Annotated in this window: 17 protein-coding genes; 12 read left to right on the plus strand and 5 right to left on the minus strand. The window is 67.4% G+C overall.

Annotation, left to right across the window (positions count from 1 at the left end; translation table 11 throughout):
- Positions 1–3: 3 nt before the first annotated feature.
- The gene (gene ligA / locus OXM57_03735; GenBank protein ID MDE0351781.1) at positions 4–2,031 is read left to right on the plus strand and encodes an NAD-dependent DNA ligase LigA; all 2,028 of its coding nucleotides are present in this window, start codon (positions 4–6) and stop codon (positions 2,029–2,031) included.
- On the opposite strand, the gene OXM57_03740 is transcribed toward ligA, so the two are convergent.
- Positions 2,028–2,429: a hypothetical protein gene (locus OXM57_03740; GenBank protein ID MDE0351782.1), complete on the minus strand. Its 402-nt coding sequence runs from the start codon at positions 2,427–2,429 to the stop codon at positions 2,028–2,030. The two genes, ligA and OXM57_03740, sit on opposite strands and share 4 nt — an antisense overlap.
- 129 nt (positions 2,430–2,558) lie before the next feature.
- Between OXM57_03740 and OXM57_03745 the strand changes: the two genes are divergently transcribed.
- The 6 genes from OXM57_03745 to gatB are packed head-to-tail and all read left to right on the plus strand — an operon-like array spanning position 2,559 to position 8,475.
- Positions 2,559–3,698 (plus strand): aminotransferase class I/II-fold pyridoxal phosphate-dependent enzyme, encoded by a 1,140-nt coding sequence (locus OXM57_03745; protein ID MDE0351783.1) that lies wholly within the window; start codon positions 2,559–2,561, stop codon positions 3,696–3,698.
- Entirely contained in the window at positions 3,695–4,756 is a 1,062-nt protein-coding gene (gene dapE, locus OXM57_03750; GenBank protein MDE0351784.1) for a succinyl-diaminopimelate desuccinylase, read from the plus strand. The genes OXM57_03745 and dapE overlap by 4 nt, the downstream gene beginning before the upstream one ends.
- Positions 4,756–5,196, plus strand: a complete 441-nt coding sequence (locus OXM57_03755) for a hypothetical protein (protein ID MDE0351785.1) — start codon at positions 4,756–4,758, stop codon at positions 5,194–5,196. The genes dapE and OXM57_03755 overlap by 1 nt, the downstream gene beginning before the upstream one ends.
- A gap of 49 nt (positions 5,197–5,245) precedes the next feature.
- Positions 5,246–5,542 carry an Asp-tRNA(Asn)/Glu-tRNA(Gln) amidotransferase subunit GatC gene (gatC, locus tag OXM57_03760; GenBank protein MDE0351786.1) on the plus strand — a complete coding sequence of 99 codons (297 nt, stop codon included), beginning with the start codon at positions 5,246–5,248 and terminating at the stop codon, positions 5,540–5,542.
- A 3-nt stretch (positions 5,543–5,545) separates the two neighbouring features.
- Entirely contained in the window at positions 5,546–7,030 is a 1,485-nt protein-coding gene (gene gatA / locus OXM57_03765) for an Asp-tRNA(Asn)/Glu-tRNA(Gln) amidotransferase subunit GatA (protein MDE0351787.1), read from the plus strand.
- Positions 7,027–8,475: an Asp-tRNA(Asn)/Glu-tRNA(Gln) amidotransferase subunit GatB gene (gatB, locus tag OXM57_03770; GenBank protein ID MDE0351788.1), complete on the plus strand. Its 1,449-nt coding sequence runs from the start codon at positions 7,027–7,029 to the stop codon at positions 8,473–8,475. The genes gatA and gatB overlap by 4 nt, the downstream gene beginning before the upstream one ends.
- 75 nt (positions 8,476–8,550) lie before the next feature.
- Here gatB and OXM57_03775 read toward each other — a convergent pair whose 3' ends face one another.
- Positions 8,551–9,000 (minus strand): phosphatidylglycerophosphatase A, encoded by a 450-nt coding sequence (locus OXM57_03775; protein ID MDE0351789.1) that lies wholly within the window; start codon positions 8,998–9,000, stop codon positions 8,551–8,553.
- A gap of 58 nt (positions 9,001–9,058) precedes the next feature.
- Positions 9,059–9,781, minus strand: coding sequence for a TerC family protein (locus OXM57_03780; GenBank protein ID MDE0351790.1), 723 nt, complete (start codon positions 9,779–9,781; stop codon positions 9,059–9,061).
- A 125-nt stretch (positions 9,782–9,906) separates the two neighbouring features.
- Between OXM57_03780 and OXM57_03785 the strand changes: the two genes are divergently transcribed.
- The 4 genes from OXM57_03785 (at position 9,907) to gltX (ending at position 14,149) form a co-directional block, all read left to right on the plus strand.
- Complete coding sequence (locus tag OXM57_03785; GenBank protein ID MDE0351791.1) at positions 9,907–10,827, plus strand: branched-chain amino acid transaminase; 921 nt, start codon at positions 9,907–9,909, stop codon at positions 10,825–10,827.
- 168 nt (positions 10,828–10,995) lie between these two features.
- Positions 10,996–11,511 (plus strand): hypothetical protein, encoded by a 516-nt coding sequence (locus OXM57_03790; GenBank protein MDE0351792.1) that lies wholly within the window; start codon positions 10,996–10,998, stop codon positions 11,509–11,511.
- A 404-nt stretch (positions 11,512–11,915) separates the two neighbouring features.
- Entirely contained in the window at positions 11,916–12,677 is a 762-nt protein-coding gene (locus OXM57_03795) for a fumarylacetoacetate hydrolase family protein (protein ID MDE0351793.1), read from the plus strand.
- Positions 12,674–14,149 (plus strand): glutamate--tRNA ligase, encoded by a 1,476-nt coding sequence (gene gltX, locus OXM57_03800; GenBank protein MDE0351794.1) that lies wholly within the window; start codon positions 12,674–12,676, stop codon positions 14,147–14,149. Before OXM57_03795 ends, gltX begins: the two co-directional genes overlap by 4 nt.
- A 3-nt stretch (positions 14,150–14,152) precedes the next feature.
- On the opposite strand, the gene OXM57_03805 is transcribed toward gltX, so the two are convergent.
- Both OXM57_03805 and OXM57_03810 read right to left on the minus strand, forming a co-directional pair.
- Positions 14,153–15,412 (minus strand): aminotransferase class V-fold PLP-dependent enzyme, encoded by a 1,260-nt coding sequence (locus tag OXM57_03805; GenBank protein ID MDE0351795.1) that lies wholly within the window; start codon positions 15,410–15,412, stop codon positions 14,153–14,155.
- A gap of 70 nt (positions 15,413–15,482) precedes the next feature.
- Entirely contained in the window at positions 15,483–15,887 is a 405-nt protein-coding gene (locus tag OXM57_03810; GenBank protein MDE0351796.1) for a nitroreductase family deazaflavin-dependent oxidoreductase, read from the minus strand.
- A gap of 296 nt (positions 15,888–16,183) precedes the next feature.
- Here OXM57_03810 and OXM57_03815 point away from each other — a divergent pair, with 296 nt between their 5' ends.
- Positions 16,184–17,233 (plus strand): Rieske 2Fe-2S domain-containing protein, encoded by a 1,050-nt coding sequence (locus tag OXM57_03815; GenBank protein ID MDE0351797.1) that lies wholly within the window; start codon positions 16,184–16,186, stop codon positions 17,231–17,233.
- Positions 17,234–17,255 lie beyond the last annotated feature (22 nt).

Raw genomic sequence — 17,255 nt, forward strand, 5'->3', positions numbered from 1 at the left:
GGCATGAGCGAGAGGGATCCGGCCAGCCTGATCGCGGACCTGGTCGCGGACATTCGCCACCACGATCACCGCTACTACGTGCTGGACGATCCGGAGCTTCCCGATGCCGACTATGACGATCTGCGCCGGCGGCTGGCGGCGCTGGAAGAGGCTCATCCCGACCTGGTCACGGCCGACTCGCCCAGCCGGCGCATAGGGGCGCCGCCGTCCGAACTCTTCGCTCCGGTCGCCCATCGCGAGCGCATGTTCTCCCTCGACAACGCCGAGAGTGCGGCCGAGGTCGAGGAGTGGCTGGCCCGGGCCGAGCGCCACCTGGATCGGCCCGCGGGAAGCCTGGTGTGCGAGTTGAAGATCGACGGCGTGGCCGTGTCGCTGACCTACGAGCACGGTCTCCTGACCCGCGGCGCCACCCGAGGGGACGGCGCGACCGGCGAGGACATCACGGCCAACGTCCGGACCATCGCGTCCGTCCCGCTCCGGCTGCTGGGGGACCCTCCCGCTTACATGGAGGTGAGGGGAGAGGCTTACCTTCCCCTGGAGGAGTTCGATCGCCTCAATGCCCGGCAGGCCGAGACGGGTGACCGGCTCTATGCCAACGCCCGCAACGCCGCCGCCGGCTCGGTGCGGCAGAAGGATCCGGCGGTCACCGCGTCCCGGAACCTGGCCGTGTGGATCTACCAGGTGGGCTACCTGGAGGGCGGGCCGTCCCTGGCCACCCACTTCGAGACGATGGAGTGGCTCCGCGGGTTGGGGCTGCGGGTCCATCCGGGGACCGAGACCGTGACCGATGTGGCTGAAGTGACCGGGTACGTGGAGCGTGTCGAGGCGGCGCGCAACCACCTCCCGTACCAGACCGACGGAGTGGTCATCAAGGTGAACGGGCTAGGGGAGCAGGCCGAGCTCGGCTCCACCGCCAGGGCGCCGCGCTGGGCGATCGCCTACAAGTTCCCGGCGGAGGAGCGGGTCACGCGGCTGCTCGGCATCGAGATCAACATCGGACGCACCGGAGCAGCGACGCCTTTTGCTGTATTGGAGCCGGTGTTCGTGGGAGGCGCCAACGTCGAGCGGGCGACTCTCCACAACGAGGATGAGGTTCACCGCAAGGATGTGAGGGTGGGTGACCAGGTCGTCGTCCGGCGAGCCGGCGACGTGATCCCCGAAGTGGTCGGCCCGGTGCCGTCCCGCCGGACCGGCGGGGAGAAGAAGTGGACGATGCCGTCCGATTGTCCCTTTTGCGAGGCGCCCATCGTCCGGCCTGATGACGAGAAGGTGGCCAGATGCACTCGGGGCCTGACATGCCCATCGCGGCTCCGGGAGTGGTTGTTCCACTTCGCCGCCCGTGGTGCGATGGATATCGAGGGGATGGGTTACAAGACAGTAGACCTCCTCCTCTCGGAGGCCCTCATCGCGGGGCCGGCGGACATCTTCTTCCTGCAGCCCGACGACCTGCTGGGCTTCGAAGGCTGGGGCGAGATCTCGGTTACCAACCTGATGGATGCCATCGAGGCCGCCCGGGACCGTCCGATCGGAAGGTTGCTCGTGAGCTTCGGTATCCGCCATGTGGGTGGCACGGTGGCGCGCCTCCTGGCCCGCGAGTTCGGCAGCATCGAGGCCCTTCGGCAGGCGGATGAGGAGACCCTGGCGGCCATCGAAGGCATAGGCCCCGTGATCGCTAAATCGGTGGCCGAGTGGTTCGCTGACGACGGCAACCGGAACCTGGTGGAGCGGTTGGAAGAGGCCGAGGTCAGGCTCGCCGATCCCGACTGGGGGCAGGGCCCCGAGAAGACCCTCCAGGGGGTGCGGTTGGTGTTGACCGGTTCGCTGGAGTCGATGACCCGCGCCGCGGCCACGACCGCTGTGGAGGCACGGGGTGGCAAGCTGGTGTCGTCGGTGTCGAAGGCGACGACCGCGCTCGTGGCGGGCGGATCTCCCGGATCGAAGCTCGCCAAGGCGAATTCGCTCGGAGTGAAGGTCATCGACGAGAGCACCCTGCTCGCACTCATCGAGCGCGGGCCGAGCGTCCTCGACTAGAAAACCCTGAACTCCCAGCTGTAACGGCCCTCGTCGGGAAGCCCGCTCAGCTTCCGCCAACTCACCAGAACGGTGTGCGGGCCGGGCGTCCATAGGATGGTCGAGGAGCGCGTCGGCGCCCACGAGTGCACGCCGGTACCTTCCACGAAACGTACCTCCGACTCGGGCACCCGGAACCCGTCGATGTAGATGTCGACCCGGTAGCCGACCGGGACGTCCACTTCGACGCGTGTCTGGAGCGGCACCTGGCTGCCGGGTTGGGGCGAGATCTTCTCGAGCGCACGAGGCAAGGGCTCACGACCAGTGTCCGGTGACCCGAAAACGAACCCCATCACGACCACCAGCCCCGCCGCCAGACCGAGCAACAGGAAAACGGCGAGGTAGCGTCGATCGGTCACGTCCGGGTCTCCACGGCAGGGGATTCTATGGGGTGCCTCATGTGCGGGGTTCGCCGCCTGTTTCGGTAGCGCACCGGGCAGTAGGCGGGTTGAGGCGGGTTGCCATGGCCATGACGCTACCCTGACCCCGTGCGCGTGAATCCGGTGCTGGACCAGATCGGCTCCCACGCCATTACGGCCATACACGACCGGGCCCGCCACCTCCGCGCGGCCGGTAGGCCACTGGTCGACTTCTCGATCGGCGATCCGCGCGAGCCGACCCCTGCCTTCATCCCGGAGGCGCTCAAGAGAGCGGTTCCGAAGGTGTCGCAGTACCCCACGGTGATGGGCCTGCCTGCCCTCCGCCGCGCCATCGCCGGCTATGCGGGTCGCCGGTTCGGCGTGGAGGTCGATCCTGATACCCAGGTGTTGCCCACAACCGGGTCCAAGGAGTCCATCTTCTCCACGGCGCTCGCGTTCGTTGACCGCGAGGCCGGAGACGGGGTGGTGTGGCCCACTCCCGGCTATCCCATCTACGAGCGGGGCGCCCGCCTGGCGGGGGCATTACCCCTCCCGGTCCGCCTGAAGGACGACTTCCTGTTTCGTGTCTCCGACATCCCGGACCGATCCTGGGAGCGGGCGCGCATGCTATGGCTGAACAGCCCCCACAATCCGACCGGCGTGGTCAGTTCACTCGACGAGCTGGCCCGGTTCCGGGAACGGGCGCAGCAACACGGGGTGCTGTTGTGCTCCGACGAGTGCTACGTGGATCTATATGACCACGATCCGCCTGCTTCCCTTCTCGAGGTGGGCGGCACGGAGGGGGTGCTCGTCTACCTGAGCCTCTCCAAGCGGAGCGGTATGACCGGCTACCGGAGCGGAGCAATCGTGGGAGACGAACGGGCGATTGCGGTGCTCAGATCCCTCCGCACCGGAACGGGCACGGCCCCTCCCGAGTTCACTCAGGCGGCTGCCATCGCCGCCTGGAACGATGACGCCCATGTTGAGGAACGGCGTACGCTCTTCCGGCGCAAGCGGGTGATCATCTCCCGAGGGTTCGAGACGCTCGGTTACCCCACGATCGGCTCCGAGGCGGGCCTGTACATCTGGTTGAAGGTAGAGGATGATGTGGCCATTACCGAGCGGCTCCTGGAACACGGCGTAGTGGTCTCTCCCGGTCGCGTGTTCGGCGCCGGCGGCGAAGGGCATATCCGCCTGGCGCTGGTACCTACCCTGGACGAATGCCACCAGGCGATCGAAGTAGTCAGCACCTGCCTGGGTAGCCGATGACGGTACTGGACACCCTGTGCTGGCTGGTTGACATCCCGTCTCCTACCGGTCAAGAGGGTCGGCTTTGCGAAGCCCTCTCGCGCCGGCTCGGCTCCACGTATGCGAGGGACCATGTCCGGCGTGTCGGCAAGAGCCTGGTAGTGGGCCCACGCACCGGGCGGCCACTGCTCTTGCTCGTGGGCCACATCGATACCGTGCCTCCCCAGGGTCAGGGGCCCGCTCAGATCGAGGGAGGACGGCTGCTCGGTCTCGGAACGTCGGACATGAAATCGGGCGTCGCGGTCATGGTTCACCTGCTCGAGGAGGAGATGGTCCGGGAGGGCCCCTTCGATGTGGTCGGCGTGTTCTACGATGCCGAGGAGGGTCCCGATGCGGGGAACGGTCTCGAGCCGGTTCTGCAGGAGCTGTCCTGGCTGTCCGAGGCGGAGTTCGCGGTGGTGCTCGAGCCCACCGACCTCGAGCTCCAGCTCGGTTGCCAGGGCACCGCGAACGCCACCGTCCGTTTCGAGGGCAAGACCGCCCACAGCGCCCGCCCCTGGTTGGGTGAGAACGCGATCACCAAGGCTGGCGCGTGGCTGGCCGATCTCCATGAGCGGCAGCCGGAGGAACACGTGGTGTCGGGCCTTTCCTTCTTCGAGGTGTTCTCCGTGACCCAGGCCTCAGCAGGGCTGGCGCGCAATGTGATCCCCGGGACCTTCGATCTCCACCTCAACTACCGGTTCCCGCCCAACGTGACCCCCGAAGCTGCGCGCAGGCGGCTGTCCGAGATCGCGGCCCCCGCCGACGCGGTGGAGGTTCACGAGATCGTTCCCGGCGCACCGGTGCCGGAAGGCAACCCGCACCTCGATCGGCTGATCCGAGCCACGAGTGCCCCGCTCACTCCCAAGCAGGCGTGGACCGATGTGGCACGTCTGGCGCGTTACGGGGTTCCGGCCGTCAACTACGGACCGGGTGAGGTTGCCCAGGCCCACCAGGCCACGGAGAGCGTGCCGATCGCCTACCTGGATCCGGCGTACGAGGCGCTGCTCGGCTTCCTGACGGAGGCGCCATCCGGCTGATGGATCACGCGGTCCTGTACCAGCACTCCCAGGCCAGCCCACCTGCGATGTGGGTACTGGTGTGCTGCTGGTGGATTCCGGTCGCTCTCCTATCGGGTGTGAACGATCCCGGAAGAACCCCGTACCTGCTTGGGCTGTTTCCGGTGCTCTCGCTGATCTACGTGGGTTTTCTCCGGCTGACAGTGACGGTCAGCGGTGCTGAGATCCTTCTGGCCTACACCTTCGGCCGGCCGCGCCGGCGGATCGACCGCGGCAGGGTCATCTCCGCCGTTCCGGAGCGGATTCCCCTTTGGTACGGGTGGGGCATCCGGCGGACGCCAAGGGGTTGGATGTGGAATGTCTGGGGACGGGACGCGGTGCGGGTCACCCTTACCGACAGGGAGTTCTTGATAGGCACCGACGACCCTGACGGGCTGGTGGCGGCTCTGACGCCTCGTTAGCACCGGCGGGCGCTACTCCGACCGCTGCGGTGCCGTTAACCTCCCGTCCGTGGCCGTTGAGATCGACATTGTCCATGTGGCGCGCCTGGCGCGCCTCGAGTTGTCCGACCGGCAACTGGATACCTACGGGCGCCAATGCCAGGAGCTGCTCGAGCACGTGGCTCGCATCCAGGCGGTGGATACCGAGGGTGTGGAGCCCACCTCCCATCCCCTCCCCATGACCAACCGCTTCCGCGAGGATCGAGTCACCCCGGAGACCGTGCTGGGCCACGAGGAGGTGCTGGCCCAGGCGCCGGACACCGAAGGCCCCTTCTTCCGGGTGCCGCCGGCCATCGAGGAGGCCTGAGCGGTGGTATTCACCACGATCGTGGGGGCGGCCCGCGCCCTGCGGAACGGATCGGTCACCTCGGTCGGGCTGGTCGAACAGGTCCTGGAACGCACCTCGATGGTCGAGGCCCAACTCCACGCTTACCTGACCCTCGATTCGCACGGGCTGAGGGAAGCGGCCGCCCGGGCCGACAAGGAGCTGGCAGGGGGGCAGGATCGCGGCCCGCTCCACGGTATCCCGATCGCGGTCAAGGACAACATGACCACCCGGCACATGGAGACCACCGCCGGTTCGAGGATCCTGTCCGGCTACATCCCCCCGTACGATGCCACGGCAATCCGGCGCCTCCGGGATGCGGGCGCGCTGATCGCGGGCAAGACCAACCTCGACGAGTTCGCCATGGGGTCTTCCACGGAGAACTCCGCCTTCGGTCCCACCCGTAACCCCTGGAACACCGACCGGGTCCCGGGCGGTTCGTCGGGCGGCAGCGCGGCGGCGGTCGCGGCCGGGATGGCCCTGGGCGGCCTGGGTTCCGACACGGGCGGTTCGATCCGCCAACCCGCCTCTCTGTGCGGAGTGGTCGGGGCCAAACCAACCTACGGCGCGGTCAGCCGCTACGGGCTGATCGCCTTCGCCTCCTCGCTCGACCAGATCGGTCCCATTGCTCACCGCGTTGAGGATGCCGCCCTCCTGCTCGATGCGATCTGCGGCCATGACCCCCTTGACTCCACCTCGTATCCCGGCGCGATCGAGCCGTCCCGGGCCCGGCTGGACGGGGGCCTGGACGGGCTCCGGGTGGGTGTGGCCCGCCGGTTGGGCGGCGCCGATGCCGTGGAGCCCGATGTGGAGGCGGCATTCGACCGTACGCTGGCGGCCATGGAGGGGGCCGGCGCCGTAACCGTCGAGGTCGATCTTCCCTCCACGGAGCAGGGGCTTTCCGCCTACTACCTGGTCGCACCCGCCGAGTGCTCCGCCAACCTGGCCCGCTTCGACGGGGTTCGGTACGGACTTAGGGTCGGCGGCGCCACCACCGAGCAGATGATGTCCCGCTCCCGCGCCGACGGGTTCGGCCCCGAGGTCACCCGCCGCGTGCTGCTGGGCACCTTCGCCCTATCGGCCGGTTACCACGAGGCGTTCTACGGCCAGGCCCAGAAGGTGCGCACACTGATCCGCCAGGACTTCGCCCGCGCCTACCGGCAGTGCGACGTGCTGGTCTCACCCACCAGCGCCACCACCGCCTTCCCGCTGGGCGACCGGACCGAGGATCCGCTGTCCATGTACGTGAGCGACGTCTTCACCATCCCGTCCAATCTGGCCGGGCATCCCGCCATCAGCGTCCCCATCGGCCTGGACCGCCACGATCTGCCCATCGGGTTCCAGGTGATGGCCCCCGCCCTGGAGGAGGCGGTCATGTTCCAGGTGGCCGCGGCGGTGGAGTCCCTCGCCGGTTTCGACACCACCGTTCCGTTCGATCCCGCATACGGACTGAGAGGCGGGGTCCGTTGACCTGGGAAGCGGTGATCGGCCTGGAGACCCACGTGGAGCTGTCCACGGCGTCGAAGATGTTCTGCGGCTGCCCCGCCCGGTTCGACGCCGAGCCCAACACCAACGTCTGCCCGGTCTGCCTGGGATTGCCGGGTGCGTTGCCCGTGCCGAACCGGGAGGCGATCAACCGGATCATGCAGATCGGTCTGGCGCTGAACTGTTCGGTGAACCGGCGGCCGGTTTTCCACCGCAAGAACTACTTCTACGCCGACCTGCCGAAGAACTACCAGATCTCCCAGTTCGACCTGCCCGTCTGCGTGGACGGGTACCTCGAGCTGGGCGGGGACCATCCCGCCCGGATCGGTATCGAGCGGGTCCACCAGGAAGAGGACACCGGCAAGAGCACCCACCGGGGCGGCGACGGGAGGATCAGCGCGGCCGAGTACTCGTTGCTCGATTTCAACCGTTCCGGCGTGCCGCTGGTCGAGATCGTGACCCGTCCTGACATCCGGTCTGCCCCCCAGGCCAGGACCTACGCGCAGGAGCTCAGGTTGCTGGTGGAGGCCCTCGGGGTGTCCGACGCCCGGCTGGAGGAGGGGTCGATCCGCTTCGACGCCAATGTCTCGGTGCGTGCGGGACCCCGGGCGCCCCTCGGCACGAAGGTGGAAATCAAGAACATGAACTCGTTCCGGTCGCTGGAGCGGGCCGTCTCGTACGAGATAGAGCGCCAGACCTCTCGCCTGTCGAGCGGGCAAAGGATCATCATGGAGACCCGCCACTGGGACGAGGAGGCCGGCGTCACCAGGGGAGGGCGGATCAAGGAGGGCAGCTCGGACTACCGCTACTTCCCCGATCCCGACCTGGTGCCGATGGAGATCGACCGTGACTGGGAAGAGGGGATGGCGGCGTTGTTGCCGGAACTGCCGAGCGTCCGGCGGGTGCGGTACGAGGAGATGGGTATTGACGCCGTCCAAGCGGCCATCCTGGTGGGAGCCGATACCGGCCTGTCCCAGCTGTTCGAGGACGCCGTGGAAGCCGGGGCCGGTGCTACTCAGGCCGCCAACTGGGTGACCGGTGAGGTCGTGGCGTCCCTGAGGAAGGCGGGCATCCCGTCGGTGGGAGGGTCGTTCCTGACCGGGTCGTCGCTGGCCGAGCTGCTGGGCATGATCCGGCAGGGGTCCCTGTCCGGCTCGGCCGCGAGGGAGGTGCTGGCAGGAGTGATGGCAGGGGAGGGTGCTCCGGCTGTAGTGGCAGCCGCCCGCGATCTGTTGCAGATCTCCGAAAGCGGCTTGCTGGAGTCGGTTGTCGACGAGCTGATCGCGGCGAACCCTGACGAGTTCGCCCGCCTCAGGGATGGCGAACGCAAGCTGGTCGGATTCTTCGTGGGCCAGGTGATGCGCAAGACCCGGGGAAAAGCCGACCCGAAACTGGCCGGAAGCCTCATCACCGAACGAGCAGGACTCTGACCGCTACGCCCAGTGGACGGAATCCGGCTAACGCGGGCCGCCACCCATGCGCGCCTCGCGTAAGGTCCTTCGTGGTCAACCCGTGAGACCCTGAACGATCCAGGCCGCCCCGAGACCCCACAAGCCCGCTACCACGTCGTCCGCGGTGATCCCCAGCCCGCCCGGCAGAGTCTCGGCCCTCCGCACGAGCGGGAACCGTTTGGTGATGTCGGCAACCCGGAACACCGCGAATCCCACCAGAGCCGGCCCGAGAGACACCCCGATGGTGGCGATGAACGTCCCGGCTGCCTCGTCTACTACGACCCATGCCGGATCTCCCTCGTCGGCGAAGTACCCGCTCGCCCACACCGAGAGCGCGCACACCGCCACGGCTGCCACAAGCTGGATCCCCCAGCCCACCCGGCCGAGGAGGAGAGCCGGCACCAGAGCGGCCAGGGCGCCCACCGTCCCGGCGCCCTCGTCAGCCCCCCGGAGCCGGCGCGGGATGAATCCGCACCCGAGCCACGACGCTACGACCCTAGCCATGGACAGCAGAGTAGATGTGGGCGCCCCCTGCCCTGCCCTAGCGATTCGATGGCCGGGGTCACGAGCCGGTGGTCTGGTTGCGCCGCATGCGCATGTTCAGCATCTCGACCAGCACGGCGAACCCCATGGCCGAGTAGATATAGCCCTTGGGGAGATGGGCGCCTCCGCCCTCGGCGACCAGAGAGACGCCGATGAGCAGGAGGAAGGCCAGCGCCAGCATCCGGATGGTCGGATGCTCGTTGACGATCCGCATGACCGGGCTCGACATCCACATCATCACGCCGACCGCTATGAGAACTGCCGCGACCATGACCCCGATCCGGTCGGCCATACCGACGGCGGTGATCACCGAATCCAGACTGAATACGACGTCCAGCAACGCGATCTGGCCCAACACCCCTTTGAAGGTGGCGGCGGTCCGCTTAGCCCTCCCGTCGTGGCGCGATCCCGGATAGAGCTGTTCGTGTATCTCGATCACGGCCTTGCCCAGGAGGAACAGGCCGCCGCCCAGGAGGATGAGGTCCCGCCCCGAAACGCTGTGGTTGAAGACGGAGAACAGCGGCGCGGTGAGGCCGATAACCCAGTTGATGGCGAACAGGAGCACCACCCGCATGCCAGCGGCCATTGCCAGGCCCACCTTCCACACCCGGTCCCGGGACGCGGCAGGCAGCTTGTTGGCCATCAGCGAGATGAACACCAGGTTGTCCACGCCGAGCACGATCTCGAGGGCCGTAAGGGCCACGAGGGACACCCAGATATCGGGCGAGAGCAGGCTACTCACGAACGCAATGCATCAGGACAAGCCAGCAGGATACCGTGCGGGCGGTCCGGAGACCCCGACCCGTCCGGTCCGGCCACTCGGAACATCGAGCAGTTCCGGGTTCCTCTGTCTGCGGGGGTTCTATCATGGTGTTCATGGATACGGCAAGATACATATGGATGGATGGTCGGATAGTTGACTTCGAGGATGCCACCGTCCATGTCCTGACCCACGCATTGCATTACGGCACGGGTGTCTTCGAAGGCATCCGAGCGTACGAAGCAGTGGGCGGTACGGCCGGTTTCCGGCTTACCGACCACATGAAACGTCTGGCCCGTTCCGCCAAGTCGTACCGCATGGAACTCGGGTACACGGTGGACGAGATGGTCGGGGCCGCCAAGGAGGTAGTCCGGGCCAACGAGTTCTCATCCGCCTACATCCGCCCGATCGTCTTCCTCGGTCTCGGCGCTCTCGGTCTGGATCCTCGCAACGCCCAGGTTCAGGTGGCGATCATCACATGGCAGTGGGGCGCCTACCTCGGCGAGGAGGGCGTTCTCAACGGGATACGGGTGAAGGTGTCCTCATGGCGTCGCTTCTCCCATGAGGCCTTCCCGAACGCCAAGGCGACCGGGACCTATATCAACTCGATCCTGGCCAAGCGGGAGGCGGTGACGGACGGCTACGACGAGGCCCTGATGCTCAATTCGGAGGGTTCGATCTCCGAGGGCTCGGGCGAGAACCTGTTCGTGATCCGCGACGGCGTCATCTACACGCCCCCGCTGTCGGCCGGGTGTCTCGACGGCATCACCCGCAACTCGGTGATGACGCTCCTCCGCGACGACGGGTACGAGGTGGTGGAGAAGGTGATCCACCGCTCCGACCTGTATTACTGCGACGAACTGTTCATGACGGGGACCGCGGCCGAGGTGACGCCGGTCCGCGAGGTCGACAATCGTACGGTCGGTTCGGGCCGTCCCGGCCCGGTGACCAGGCGGGCGCAGGAGATCTACGCCGACGCCTACACCGGGAAACTGGATGAATACACCGACTGGCTCGACTACATCTAGTGGCCTGTCTGCGAAATAACTCAGCGTGGTCTGGCGGTCATCGGCGTCCCGTCGCGGCGTTCCGCTTCCTTGACGTACCGCTGCGGGTTGCCTTCGTCAGCGGGCGTTGCGAGGAACACCGCGGCCGACGCCATAACACACCGCCATTCCACAGACCCACTAGTCCTGATGGGTAGGCAACCGAACATCCGCCTGCGGGCTGCCGAGCGACCGGTGGAAGACCTCGAACGGGCCCCGGAGCGACGCTGGAGCCCGACCCGTCCCGGCGAGATCACATCTCCTGCCGACACTCCTTCCGGGGGGTCGTTCGGACGCCCGGGCCCGGACACGGGCTGGGGACTGCGGATGATCAGAGTGGCCTCGTTCGACCGGGGCCGGAGGCCCAGAGATCTGGAGAGCTTGCTTTCCGCCTTGGTGGGCGCCCGGGCGTCCCGGGCTCGCCGGGGGCCTACTCACCAGGACGTGGAGGTTGCGCTGTCTCTGGTGGGGTTGCACGATGGCTATGCCCGGACGGGCGGGGCCCCGGCAGGGCTCGCCGAGGTGAGAGAGCGCTGGCTGGACGAGCTGGCGCACGATCCCTGGCCGGGACGCTCGGCGCTCGCGTCTGTCCCCGCCGATCTTCTCATGGACGAGCCGCGCCGGATACGGGCCCGTCTCCGGGCTGACCCTTCCCTGGTCGCCTGACCGGCCGGACGAGGGTGCCAGGTTGTTCCTGCCGTCCGGCGCCGGTCCGCCCGCGTCATGAGGGACGCCGGCCCGCCACGGCCTGATCTCTCTCCGGGCCCACCGATCGAGGGCGCGCGAACCGCCGCCGTCGGTGGCTTCGCCGGTGGCTCCGCCGGGCCCTCCCCCACCGCCACCTTTCGTGGGATGAGAGCGCGCTCCGCCGGGCCGGGCCTCGGGGCCCGCTCTCGATGTTCGATAACCCCTCGGGCGGCCGGGCTGACGTCGGAGCTCGAAACCGCCGGGTATTTGGTGATCTCCAACATGGCGCGAGCCTGTGACAGATTCCGCCCCGTCACCCCGAGAACGCGAAAAAACCTTCGCCGAGGGCCTCGACCGGCGCGTGCGCCAGCGACGGTGCGACGGTGAAGATCGTCCGCATGCAGACCCCGGAGGGCATCCGCTACGGCGCCGTCGAGCCGGAGGGGATCCGCATCCACGATGGGACTCCATTCGTGGCCTGGCAGCCAACCGAGGTGGTGGTCGACTTCCGCGAGGCCCGCCTCCTGTCGCCGGTGTTCCCGACCAAGGTGATCGGCGTCGCCGCCAACTACACCTCCGGCCCGGACGACGTCGGCGGCGTGTTCCCGGAGAGGCCGAGCCTGTTCATGAAGCCCTCCACGTCGGTCATCGGCCCGGGCCAGGCGATCGTGCTGCCTGCCCTGTCCGGCCAGGTCCACCACGGAGCAGCCGTAGCCGTGGTTATCGGCAAGGTGGCCCGCAAGGTGGCCGTAGAGGATGCCTCCTCGGTGGTGCTCGGCTACACCGCCGGTAACGACATCACAGCCCAGGATCTTCTCCGCGAGGAGGGGCAGCCGGTTCGGGCCAAGAGCTTCGACTCGTTCTGCCCGCTCGGGCCGGCCATCGAAACCGAATACGATCCTTTGGAGGACTTCTCACTCGAGTGCCACGTGAACGGCGTCTTGCGGCAGGGAACATCGATCAACGACATGATCTTCGGGGTGGCTGAGCTGATCTCCTTCGTGACCTCCGTGATGACCCTGCTGCCCGGTGACGTGATCCTCACCGGTACCCCTCCGGGCGCGGGGCCGGTCAAGAACGGCGATGTGGTGGAGGTGTCGCTCGAGGGAGTGGGCGCCCTCACCAATCCGGTGGTGTCCGAGTGAGCGGCCATCGCCGGGTCCGGGTCCGCATCGCCCCGTCGCCGACCGGCTACCTCCATGTCGGCAACGTGCGGGCGGCCCTGTTCAACTGGCTGTTCGCGCGCCGCCATGGCGGTGTCTTCATCATCCGCATCGATGACACCGACCGGGCCCGGTCCGACGACCACTACATAGCGGACATCGTCTCCGGGTTCCGCTGGCTGGGTCTGGACTGGGACGAGGGTGTGGAGGTGGGAGGGCCGCACGGTACCTATCGCCAGTCCGACCGCTTCGATCGCTACCGGGCAGTGGCCGACCAACTGATCGACATGGGACGCGCCTACCACGACTTCCGGTCGGCGGAGGAGATGGAGGACCTGCGGGCCCGGGCCCGGGCGGAGAGGAAGCCCCCCGGCTATTACGTGCGGCGTCCGCCCGGCAGCGACCCGGACACGGCCCGCCGGCGCCTCTGGGACGGGGAGAGGGCGGTGGTTCGATTCTCCAATCCGGGCCGGGCGGTGGGGTTCACGGACGTGGTCCGGGGCGAGGTGCTGTTCGAGGCGGACGCGATCGACGACTTCGTGATCCTGCGCTCCGACGGCTCCCCGACCTACCACCTGGCGTCCACCGTCGATGACATCGACTACGGGATCACGCATGTGGCCCGGGGGGAGGACCTGCTTTCCTCCACTCCCAAGCACATCCTGATCACGGAGGCACTCGGCGGGGAGCGGCCCGTCTATGCCCATCTCCCGCTGCTGTTCGGTCCTGACGGGCGGAAGCTGTCGAAGCGGCACGGCGATACATCCCTACGCGCCTACCGGGACGGCGGGTACCTGCCGGAGGCGGTGTTCAACTACATGGGCCTGCTGGGCTGGTCGCTCGATCCGGACAACGAGGTCTTCGGCCGCGAGGAGGCGATCGCCGCCTTCGATCTGGCGGATGTACAGAAGAGCCCGGCCGTGTTCGACCCCGACAAGCTGGGTTGGATGAACGGCGTGTACATGCGGTCGATGGCCACGCGACGCTTCACCGATCTGGCGGTAGCTTCGGTCGAGGAAGACCTGGGGCGCGACCTGGATGGTAACGAGCGGAGCCGCCTGGCCGGACTGGCGCCCCTCATACAGGAGCGGGCCAAGCTGACCACCGATGTCGGTCCGGCGGCGCGCTTCCTGTTCTCGGACATCACCTATGACGAGAAGGCCTGGCGGAAGGTGATGAAGTCCGATGCCCGGCGAGCTCTGGCCGCCGCCCTCAGGATGCTGGACGGTGTCGGGAGCTGGACCGCCGGAGACATCGAGAGGGCCCTGCGGGAGATGCTGGTCGCCGAGAGCCTCAACCCCCGCAAGGGCTGGCAGCCGATCAGGGTGGCGATCACGGGTTCCAACATCTCGCCACCCCTGTTCGAGAGCCTGGAGGCTCTCCCCAGGGAGGTGGCCCTTGCCCGGATCACCGCAGCCATCGCACGCCTCGACCTGCCGGCCGGCGCCGACTAGAAACTAATCATCGAGTGCCCGGTCAAGGGCGGTGATCAACCGGTCGATCTCGCCTTCGGTGTTGTAGTGGATGAATGACATCCTCAGCACGCCGGGCTCCGTAGGTATCCGCATTTCATCGAGGAGGCGGGGGGCGTAGAAGTCCCCGACGCCGACCATCATCCGGCTGCGAACCAGTGACTTCGCGACTTCCGTAACCGGGCGTCGCAAAGGGACGATCGAGACGGTGGGGGCCCGCAGGGTGGCGTCGGTCGGGCCGGCCACCCGTACGTCATCCCGCCCGGCCAGGTAGCGGAGCAGCCGGTCCGCCAGGTTCGTCTCGTGGGCACGGAACATGTCATGGACCGCCCGGCCTCGCGCCACCGGGGTCGCGGAGGGTCCTCCATGGTGGGTGTATAGGTCGTCCAGGTAGTCGATCACTCCCGCGCACGCCGCCACCTGGGCATGGTCGGGTCCGGCCGGCACCAGCTTGGAGCGGGGTTGGTCGGCCACGAAGTAGTGGCCCTCGTTCCCGAGCCGGTCGGCGAGTTCGCGGCCGACGTACATCACCCCCTGGTGCGGACCCCACGTCTTGTAGGCGGAGAAGAGGTAGACGTCGACTCCGAGCGCCCCGATGTCGGGCAGGCCGTGGGGTGCGTAGGACACTCCGTCGACCACAACCCGGGCGCCGACCTCCGCCGCCCTCGCCACCACGTCGGCGACCGGGTTGATGGCGGCCACCACGTTGGAGGCGTGGGGAAAGGCGACCAACCTGGTGCGCTCGGTCATCAACCCGTCGAGATCGGCCAGGTCCAGGGTTCCCTTCTCCGGATCTACCCGCCACTCCCGCACCACGATCCCCGTGGCCTCCAAACGCCGCCAAACCCCGGCGTTGGCCTCGTGATCCTGCGTGGATGCGACGATCTCATCCCCATCGCGCCACATCGAGCGGAACGCCCGGGCCAGGACGTAGGTGTTCTGCGACGTGGATGGCCCGAAGTGGATCTCGTCCACCCCCACGCCCATCCACTCCGCCATCCGTCGGTAGGAGTGCTCCATCGCCTCGGTGGCTTCGATCGAGAGCGGGAAGGCATGATCGGGTTGTACCTTGGTGCGGCGGTAGAAGCCGGTCAGCCGGTCGATCACCTGCCGACAGGCGTAGGACCCGCCCGCGTTCTCGAAGTGGGCCCACCCGGCGAGTCGGGCGTCGGAGAAGGCGGGAAACTGGCGGCGGGCGAACTCTACGTCCAAGGGCCGCAGCGGGGGTTCCGGCTCGGGGTTCACACGGCGGAGTTTGCCAGATCGGGCCGGTCCGAGCCGCCTGCCGTCCAGCTACCCGGCCCGGCTGACGCGCTCAGGCGCGTTCGAGCACGATTACCGGGATGACCCGCGACGTCTTGGACTCGTACTCCTCGAACTGCGGGTAGTCCTGCTTCTGCCTGGTCCAGATCCGGTCCCGCTCTGCTCCCGAGGCGACCCGGGCTCGGACCCGGATGGTCCCGGTCCCGACCTCCACCTCTGTGGCTGGATTAGCCACCACGTTGTGATACCAGTCGGGGTTGGTGTCCGCGCCGGCCTTGGAGGCGAAGACCGCGTAGCCGTCCGCCAGGTCCTGGTACGCGAGCGGTGTGACCCGGCGGGTCCCCGTGCGGGCGCCCGTATGATGAAGGAGCAGCAGCGTCCTCCCTTCGAACATTCCACCCACCTGACCGTTGTTGGCGCGGAACTCCTCGATGATCGCCGCATTCCAGTCGTTCACGTTCGTCCAATCACTCATCCGGCGCTCCGATCCTCGTTCTGCTGGAAGGCCTGTCGAAGCCTGTCCTGATGATGCCACGGTCTTTTGACAACCCGAAGCGGCCTGGCATTCGTCGCCGGGCGAAGACGGCCGCTTGGCACTCATCACTCTTAAGTGGTCTCATGCGCAATGGCGTGCCGGAAACGCGAATTGGCAGGGCTAGGGTATGCCGGACCGCGTCGTGTACAGCAGTTCCGGAGGCCCTATGCGTGACGGTTACGGACCCATGACGAGGTTCCGGATGAGAAGGGTCAGCCATGTCAACCCGGCGTAGGGTGGTGCTCGAGAATACGCCGCTGCCGTCTCCGTTTCCCGAGGGTTGGTACTTCGTCACGAGCCGTGAGGCACTGCTGGAAGCCGGGCTGATCGAAAAGAAGTGGATGGGGGAGAACATCGTCGCCTGGAGCGACGAGAACGGGGAGGTGTGCGTCGCCGGCGCCTATTGCCCGCATCTGGGCGCCGATCTGGGACCGACCGCAGGAGGACGCATCTGTGAAGGGCGGCTGGTCTGCCCGTTCCATGGGTACGAGTTCGACGCGACCGGCCAGTGCGTGGCCACCCCCTATTCCCCGCCGCCGACGACCGCGAGGTTGCGCGTCTTCGAGACGCATGAAATCGCCGGGCTGATCTTCGCCTGGTGGGGGGCCGGGGGACGGGCGCCGCAGTGGAGCCTGCCCGACGATGTACTGGATCAGGCCGGATGGACCGGTCTCAAGATCAGGACCCTCCGGTTTCCCGGCCATCCGCAGGAGACGACGGAGAATTCGGTCGACGTAGGCCACCTGCGCTACGTCCACGGCTACGACAGCGTGGACCGGGTGGGGAAGGTGTCGGTGGACGGGGCGCGTCTGGAGAGCGACTTCGACTTCAGGCGTACCCGGACGACTGCGGGGATTGTGACCCTCACCTTCGACGTGGCCGCCCGCACCCGAATCTTCGGGTTGGGTTACTCGTTCGTGCAGATCCGCGAGCGCTCGATCGGGATGGATCTGCGGCTGTGGGTGCTGGCGACGCCCGTCGACGGTTCGCTCATCGACCTGTCGCTGGTTTCGCAGGTGCGGGAGATACGAAATCCGGGCCGGTGGATAGCAGGCCTGGGGTTCCTACCGGTGAAGTGGCGAGCGCCCATCATGAACCGGTTCATCTCGTCCCAGCAATACCGGGACGTCCAGCAGGATGAGATCATCTGGAGCCGCAAGCAGTACCGGTCCCGCCCGCGCCTCTGTCGCTCCGACGGCGAGATCATGCCGTTCCGGCGCTATTGTGCCCAGTTCTATCCCGATCCTGCCGATCTGGAGACTCCCTAGTGGTCCTGTCTGTGTAATGGCG

The organism is bacterium, from assembly GCA_028820935.1.
Classification (GTDB): Bacteria; Actinomycetota; Acidimicrobiia; order Spongiisociales; family Spongiisociaceae; genus Spongiisocius.

Bases quoted from the DNA above. Each gene is read 5' to 3' on its own strand.
- ligA (MDE0351781.1), top strand. From the start codon at position 4: ATGAGCGAGAGGGATCCGGCCAGCCTGATCGCGGACCTGGTCGCGGAC.
- dapE (MDE0351784.1), top strand. From the start codon at position 3,695: ATGACGGTACTGGACACCCTGTGCTGGCTGGTTGACATCCCGTCTCCT.
- OXM57_03755 (MDE0351785.1), top strand. From the start codon at position 4,756: ATGGATCACGCGGTCCTGTACCAGCACTCCCAGGCCAGCCCACCTGCG.
- OXM57_03775 (MDE0351789.1), bottom strand. From the start codon at position 9,000: ATGGCTAGGGTCGTAGCGTCGTGGCTCGGGTGCGGATTCATCCCGCGC.
- OXM57_03785 (MDE0351791.1), top strand. From the start codon at position 9,907: ATGGTGTTCATGGATACGGCAAGATACATATGGATGGATGGTCGGATA.
- OXM57_03790 (MDE0351792.1), top strand. From the start codon at position 10,996: ATGGGTAGGCAACCGAACATCCGCCTGCGGGCTGCCGAGCGACCGGTG.
- OXM57_03815 (MDE0351797.1), top strand. From the start codon at position 16,184: ATGTCAACCCGGCGTAGGGTGGTGCTCGAGAATACGCCGCTGCCGTCT.